This is a genomic window from Streptomyces alkaliterrae, from assembly GCF_007097205.2.
In the GTDB taxonomy this organism is placed as follows: Bacteria; Actinomycetota; Actinomycetes; order Streptomycetales; family Streptomycetaceae; genus Streptomyces; species Streptomyces alkaliterrae.
The window spans coordinates 1-6,986 of the sequence record NZ_VJYK02000289.1; the positions used below are offsets into that span (position 1 = coordinate 1).

Sequence of the window (6,986 nt, forward strand, 5' to 3'; positions counted from 1 at the left end):
GCCCCCGACCGCGCCGCCCGGCGCTTCGTGACGCCCGGCGCGCCCCGACCTCCCAGACCTCACTCCCCACCACTCCCAGGAGCTTCCCGTGACCATCACCCAGCCGGACCTGAGCGTCTTCGAGACTCTCGAGTCGGAGGTCCGCGGCTACTGCCGCGGCTGGCCGACGATCTTCGACCGCGCCCAGGGCAGCCACATGTACGACGAGGACGGGCACACCTACCTCGACTTCTTCGCCGGCGCCGGATCGCTCAACTACGGGCACAACAACCCGGTGCTCAAACGCGCCCTGCTCGACTACCTGGAGCGGGACGGCGTCACCCACGGCCTGGACATGTCGACCGTCGCCAAGCGCGCGTTCCTGGAGACCTTCCAGAACGTCGTGCTGCGCCCCCGTGACCTGCCGTACAAGGTCATGTTCCCCGGCCCGACCGGCACCAACGCCGTCGAGGCCGCGCTGAAGCTCGCCCGGAAGGTCAAGGGCCGCGAGTCGATCGTCTCCTTCACCAACGCCTTCCACGGCATGTCGCTCGGCTCGCTCGCCGTCACCGGCAACGCCTTCAAGCGCGCCGGCGCCGGCATCCCGCTGGTCCACGGCACCCCGATGCCGTTCGACGACTACCTCGGCGGCCAGACCCCGGACTTCATCTGGTTCGAGCGGCTGCTGGAGGACGCGGGCTCGGGCCTGAACCAGCCCGCGGCCGTCATCGTCGAGACCGTGCAGGGCGAGGGCGGCATCAACGTCGCGCGCGCGGAGTGGCTGCGCGCGCTGGCCGACCTGTGCCGCCGCCACGACATGCTGCTCATCGTCGACGACATCCAGATGGGCTGCGGCCGCACCGGCGCGTTCTTCTCCTTCGAGGAGGCCGGCATCGTCCCCGACATCGTCACGGTCTCCAAGTCGATCAGCGGCTACGGCCTGCCGATGTCGCTCACGCTGTTCAAGCCCGAGCTGGACATCTGGGAGCCGGGCGAGCACAACGGCACCTTCCGCGGCAACAACCCGGCGTTTGTCACCGCCACCGCCGCGCTGGAGACCTACTGGACCGACGACCAGATGGAGAAGCAGACCATCAGCCGCGGCGAGCAGGTCGAGGCGACACTGAAGGCCATCACCAAGGAGCACCCGGACGCCGTCGTCGAGTACCGGGGCCGGGGCCTGGTGTGGGGCCTGGAGATGCGCGACAAGCCCACCGCCTCGAAGATCGCCGCGCGCGCCTTCGAGCTGGGCCTGCTGATCGAGACCTCCGGGCCGGAGAGCGAGGTCGTCAAGCTGCTGCCGGCGCTGACCATCAGCCCGGACGAGCTGGACGAGGGCCTGCGGATCCTCGCCCGGGCGGTCCGCGACACCGTCTGACCGCTTCCGCGCACCCGGACCGGCCACGGCCGGCCCGAGGCCCGCCCCGCCAGGGGCGGGCTGCGGCCTTTGGTCCGGCCTACCGGCGCCCGAGCCGGGCAGGAATCACCGGACAGCACAAACCATCCGACACCATCAGTTCCACGCAGTTCCACGCCAGAAAGGCACCCACCGTGATCGTCCGTTCGCTTCAGGAGATCGAGGACACCGACCGGGACGTCCGGTCCGCGTCCGGCACCTGGCGCAGCAAGCGCCTGATCCTGGCCAAGGAGAAGGTGGGCTTCTCCCTGCACGAGACCGTGCTGTACGCCGGCACCGAGACGTCGATGTGGTACGCGAACCACGTCGAGGCGGTGCTCTGCGTCGAGGGCGAGGCCGAGCTGACCAACGACGAGACCGGCGAGACCCACTGGATCAGCCCCGGCACGATGTACCTGCTGGACGGGCACGAGAAGCACACCCTGCGGCCGAAGACCGACTTCCGGGTCGTGTGCGTGTTCAACCCGCCGGTGACCGGCCGTGAGGACCACGACGAGAACGGCGTGTACCCGCTGCTCACCGAGGACGACTGAGCTCCCGGTCGCGGACCGCCGTCGGACAGGCCACTGTGACGAGAGAAAAGGAACGTACGAGAGGAGAGGAAGGTCGTCATGACCACCGCACCCGAGCGCACCACCGATCTCTATCCCACGCGCGGCGCCACCGAGCAGGTGACCGAGCGGAAGGATCCGGTGGTGTGGTCCGAACCGGGTGCTCCCGGGCCGATCGAGGCCCGGGACCTGGCGGACTACGAGCGGGACGGGTTCCTCGCGATCGAGCAGCTCATCACCCCTGAAGAGGTGCTGACCTACCGCGCGGAACTGGAAAGGCTCGTCGCGGACCCGGAGATCCGGCGGGACGAACGCTCCATCGTGGAGCCGAAGTCCCAGGAGATCCGGTCCGTGTTCGAGGTGCACAAGCTGAGCCGGGTCTTCGCCGATCTCGTCCGTGACCCGCGGGTCGTCGGGCGGGCGCGGCAGATCCTCGGCTCGGACGTCTACGTCCACCAGTCCCGGATCAACGTCAAGCCGGGTTTCGGCGCGAGCGGCTTCTACTGGCACTCCGACTTCGAGACCTGGCACGCGGAGGACGGGCTGCCCAGGATGCGGACCGTCTCGGTCTCCATCGCGCTGACCGAGAACTTCGCCACCAACGGCGGACTCATGATCATGCCGGGTTCGCACCGGACGTTCCTCGGCTGCTCCGGGGAGACGCCCAAGGACAACTACAAGCGCTCGCTCCAGATGCAGGACGCGGGCACGCCCTCCGACGGGATGCTGACCCGGTTCGCGGACCGGCACGGCATCCGGCTGTTCACCGGCAAGGCCGGTTCGGCCACCTGGTTCGACTGCAACTGCATGCACGGCTCGGGTGACAACATCACGCCGTATCCGCGCAGCAACGTCTTCATCGTGTTCAACAGCGTGGAGAACACCGCGGTCGAGCCGTTCGCCGCGCCGGTGCCGCGGCCCGACTACATCGGGGCCCGCGACTTCACCCCGGTGGTCTGACCAGGTCCGACAGCGGTCCCGCCGCGACCCGCGCCTCCCGGTAGGCGCGGGTCGCGGCGGGGTCAGCCGTCCGACGTCAGCCGTCCGACGTCAGCCGTCCGAGGGCAGGGCGCTGAGCGCGTCCAGCAGCCGGTCCACCTCGTCGGCCGTGTTGTAGAGGTGGAAGGCGGCCCTGAGGTTGCCCGCCCGTACCGAGACCTCGGCGCCGGCGCGAGCCGCCAGCTTCGCGCCCGTCTCCCCGATGCCCGGCAGCGAGACGATCGCGCCCTCGGCAGGAACGAACGACAGACCCAGCGAGGTCAGGCCGGAGCGGAAGCGGTCGGCGAGCGCCCGGTCGTGCGCCCCGATCGCCGCCGGCCCGGCCTCCTCCACCAAAGCCAACGACTCGGCGGCGGCCAGATAGGGCAGGAACGGCGCCGGCTCGTCGAAGCGCCGCGCCGAACGGGCCGGCTCCCGCACCGGGCCGTAGGTGCTCTCCCACGGTTCTTCGCCGGAAGCCCACCCGGCGTGCAGTGCGCGCAGCCCGCCGCCGTCCTCGGGAACGGTGAGGAACGAGACGCCACGCGGGCACAGCAGCCACTTGTAGGTGCCGCAGACCGTGTAGTCGAAGCGGCCGTGGTCCAGCGGCAGCCAGCCGGCGGACTGGGTGGCGTCGACGAGCGTCCGGCAGCCGTGGGTGCAGGCGGCCGCCGCCAGCCCGTCGAGGTCCGCGATGCGCCCGTCCAGCGACTGCACCGCACTGACCGCCACCAGGTCGGTGTCCGCGTCGACCGACTCCGCCAGCCGCTCCAACGGCACCGTCCGCAGCCGCAGACCACCGCGGGTGACAAACGGGTTCACCACCGAGGCGAAGTCGTTCTCCGCCACCAGCACCGTGGCGCCGGCCGGCAGCGAGCCCGCCACCAGGCCGACGTGCACGGCGACCGAGGTGCCGGTGGCCACCCGTCCGGGCGGCACACCGGCGATCCGGGCGTAGGACGACCGGGCGGCCTCGATCCGTTGGAACCAGCGGTTCATGTCCATGCGGCCGCTGCTCATCTCCGTCACCGCCTGGGTGAGCACCCGCGCCGCGCGGGCGGGCAGCAGCCCGTGGGTGGCGGTGTTGAGGTAGGCGGTCGGGCAGTCGAACTCGGCTTCTGTCACGCTCAGCATGCGATCACTGTGCGCCGCCCGACGGCCGCTGTCCATTGGCGTCGGTGTTGCCGCGCCGCAAAGCGCGGCTTATGACCGCACGTCAGAGAGCCGGTGAGAACACCGCGTCAGGGGGCCCCGACCTTGCCGCCGTCCTCCCGCCAGATGACGACCGTGGCCGAGCGCGGTCGCCCTTCGGGGTCGTGGTCGGGCCAGTTGCTCACCGCGCGCGGGTTCTCCGGTGTCGGGGTGCCCCACGCCGGGGTCTCCTCCCCCGGATGCTGCACGTTGACGAACATCGTGCGCTGGTCGGGCGTGGTGACGACACCGGTGATCTCGCAGCCCCGGGGGCCGACGAGGAAGCGGCGGATCTCCCCGGTGTCCGGGTCGGCGGCGAGCATGGCGTTGTTGCCGATGTTCTCGTAGCCCTTCTCGGGGAGGTTCTGCGAGGAGTTGGAGACGTCCGTCTGGATCCACAGCCGGCCGTCCGGGTCGAACCACAGGCCGTCCGGCGAGCCGAACATGTTGTCCCCGAGTTCCACCCGGTCGTCGTGCGCCGGGTCGCCGGCCAGGACGAAGACCTCCCACTCGAAGCGGGTCGCGGTGTTGTCGCCGCCGTGCTCCCGCCAGCGGACGATGTGCCCGTAGGGGTTGGGCTGCCGCGGGTTGGCGGCGCCGCCCCGGCCGCTGCCGTTGGTGAGGGAGACGTAGACGTCGCGGCTCTTCGGGTGGACGGCCAGCCACTCGGGACGGTCCATCGGGGTGGCGCCCAGCGCGTCGGCGGCCATCCGGGTGCGCAGCAGTACGTCCGCCTGGTCCCGCCAGCCGTTGCGGCGGGTAAGCGGACCCCGGCCGAAGACCAGCGGCAGCCAGGTGCCGGTGCCGTCGTCGTCGAACCGGGCGACGTACAGGGTGCCGTGGTCGAGCGGGCTGCGGCCCCTGTCCAGGTGGTCGCGCCAGGGGCGGTCGCCGACGAACTTGTAGACGTAGTCGCCGTCCTGATCGTCGCCGGTGTAGCCGACGATCCGGCCCCGGGACACCGTCGTCACACAGCCCTCGTGCTTGATCCGGCCGAGCGCGGTGCGCTTGACCGGGACGGCCGCCGGGTCCTTCGGGTCGATCTCGACGACCCAGCCGAACCGATTCGCCTCCTTGGGGTTGACCGCGATGTCAAAGCGTTCGGAGGCCCGGTGCCAGCCGTAGCCGAAGCCCTCGCTGTTGATGCCGTAGCGCCGCTCGACGGCGTTCGGCCGCCAGTCGGGGTCCTCGGTGCCGAAGTATGAGTTGAAGTTCTCCTCGCAGGTCAGATAGGTGCCCCACGGGGTGACGCCCATCGAGCAGTTGTTGAGCGTGCCCATCGGCCGGTTCCGCGCACGCAGTTCGGGGTGCTGCTCGGCCACCGGGCCGGAGAAGGTGACCGGAGTCGATCCGGTGACCTTGCGGGCAAGTCGCGAACGGACGGTGTGCCAGCGGCCGTCCGCCCCGCACTCGATCTCCACGATGCTCACGCCGTGCGCCGCGAGAGCCTTGGCGACCTTCTCCGGCGTCATGTCCTCTTCACCGTCGGGGAAGAGGAGCTGCTGGTCGACGTACTCGTGGTTCAGCACCAGCAGGCCCCGGCGGGACGAGGCGTGGCGGCCCTTGCCCAACGGGAAGAAGTGCATCCCGTCGTGGTTCATGCCGAGCTGCCGCGCCTGGTCGGCGGCGGTGTTGGAGGCGTCCTTCCGCCAGCGGGGGCCGCCCGGCTGGATCGGAGTGCCCCATGGGATGAGGACCTGCGTGCAGTAGCCCTCGGGAACGGTCAGCACGTCCTCGTCGTGGGTGTCGACCTGGCGGAAGCCGAGCAGTTCGCGGTGGTGGCCGCCACCGGTGGGCGGGGCGGCGGCGACCGGGCGTGCCGTGGCGGTGCCGTTCGCGGGACCGCCGAGCAGCACGAAGCCGGCCGCGGCGGCCGTCCCGCCCCGCAACGCGCCGCGTCGGGACAGCCGGGCGTCGAGCATGCTGCCGAACGGCCGGTTGTCGGAGGGGTTGGAGCTGATGTCGTCGGGATCGGTCCGGGTCAACTCGGGGCGCTGTTCAGACATCTACCGTCCTCACGGTTGGCGGACGCCGGGTACGGGGAGCACCGGGCGAAACGAGGATGGGATGTTAGGTGCCCACTGTGGCGGTACGACACCCCTGTGGCGGCCCACGATTCTCGACCGACCCCACGGATGGGCGAGTTTCCGCCGTCCTCCGCCCGTTCTGCGCCGTGTCCGTGCACGCTCCCCCTCACGGGGGAGGCAGATCGTCGCGACGTAGGACGCGCCCGCGGCCTTCGGCGCGGGACGCTTACCGCATGACAGCTTCTGGCAGGACGGTTTCCCGCAGGACGACGCGGCCGGTGGAAGGCGTCGGCAGGGCGCGTGTGGCGCTGTGCGCGGTGGCCATACTCGCGTGCGTTCCCTACCTGCTGATCAAGACGGCCTGGTTGTCCGGCAGTCGTGTCGGCATACCGGAGGGCAGCGTCCTCACCGACGGTACGACGACGCTCCACGTACTGAACGCCGTCACCCTGGCGCTCGACATCTGCGTGGTCGTGCTGGCGCTCGCCCTGGTGCTGCCCTTCGGGCGGCGGCTGCCGGGTTGGCTCCTGCTGCTGCCGCTGTGGGCCGCCACCGGCCTGCTCACGCCGCTTGTGCTGGTCGTACCGCTGGTGACGGTGCTCGGCGGCCTGGGCCCGCGCCCGTCGGCAGCCGAGGAGGCAGCGGCGCCCCCCTTCCTCGACGGCTGGGTGGCCCCGCTGGTCTACGGCGGTTTCACCGTCCAGGCCTTGGCGCTGGGGGCGCTGTTCAGACATCTACCGTCCTCACGGTTGGCGGACGCCGGGTACGGGGAGCACCGGGCGAAACGAGGATGGGATGTTAGGTGCCCACTGTGGCGGTACGACACCCCTGTGGCGGCCCACG

Annotated in this window: 5 protein-coding genes and 1 pseudogene; 4 read left to right on the plus strand and 2 right to left on the minus strand. The window is 70.8% G+C overall.

What is annotated here, in order from left to right:
• Nucleotides 1–88 precede the first annotated feature (88 nt).
• From ectB to thpD, 3 genes are all read left to right on the plus strand, one after another.
• The gene (gene ectB / locus FNX44_RS21570; protein ID WP_143650342.1) at nucleotides 89–1,357 is read left to right on the plus strand and encodes a diaminobutyrate--2-oxoglutarate transaminase; all 1,269 of its coding nucleotides are present in this window, start codon (nucleotides 89–91) and stop codon (nucleotides 1,355–1,357) included.
• A 173-nt stretch (nucleotides 1,358–1,530) separates the two neighbouring features.
• Nucleotides 1,531–1,929, plus strand: coding sequence for an ectoine synthase (locus tag FNX44_RS21575; protein ID WP_143650343.1), 399 nt, complete (start codon nucleotides 1,531–1,533; stop codon nucleotides 1,927–1,929).
• Nucleotides 1,930–2,007: 78 nt separating this feature from the next.
• Nucleotides 2,008–2,907 (plus strand): ectoine hydroxylase, encoded by a 900-nt coding sequence (gene thpD / locus FNX44_RS21580; protein WP_143650345.1) that lies wholly within the window; start codon nucleotides 2,008–2,010, stop codon nucleotides 2,905–2,907.
• A 90-nt stretch (nucleotides 2,908–2,997) separates the two neighbouring features.
• Here the strand turns inward: thpD and FNX44_RS21585 are convergent, their stop codons facing one another.
• Complete coding sequence (locus tag FNX44_RS21585; RefSeq protein ID WP_143650346.1) at nucleotides 2,998–4,059, minus strand: aminotransferase class V-fold PLP-dependent enzyme; 1,062 nt, start codon at nucleotides 4,057–4,059, stop codon at nucleotides 2,998–3,000.
• Nucleotides 4,060–4,166: 107 nt separating this feature from the next.
• Nucleotides 4,167–6,122 carry a PhoX family protein gene (locus tag FNX44_RS21590; protein ID WP_143650348.1) on the minus strand — a complete coding sequence of 652 codons (1,956 nt, stop codon included), beginning with the start codon at nucleotides 6,120–6,122 and terminating at the stop codon, nucleotides 4,167–4,169.
• A gap of 254 nt (nucleotides 6,123–6,376) precedes the next feature.
• On the opposite strand from FNX44_RS21590, the pseudogene FNX44_RS21595 reads away from it, so the two are divergent.
• Nucleotides 6,377–6,986, plus strand: a pseudogene (locus FNX44_RS21595) (hypothetical protein); the annotation flags it as partial.

Excerpts from the sequence above, each read along its gene's own strand:
- thpD (WP_143650345.1), top strand. The coding sequence starts at position 2,008 with ATGACCACCGCACCCGAGCGCACCACCGATCTCTATCCCACGCGCGGC.
- FNX44_RS21585 (WP_143650346.1), bottom strand. The coding sequence starts at position 4,059 with ATGCTGAGCGTGACAGAAGCCGAGTTCGACTGCCCGACCGCCTACCTC.
- FNX44_RS21590 (WP_143650348.1), bottom strand. The coding sequence starts at position 6,122 with ATGTCTGAACAGCGCCCCGAGTTGACCCGGACCGATCCCGACGACATC.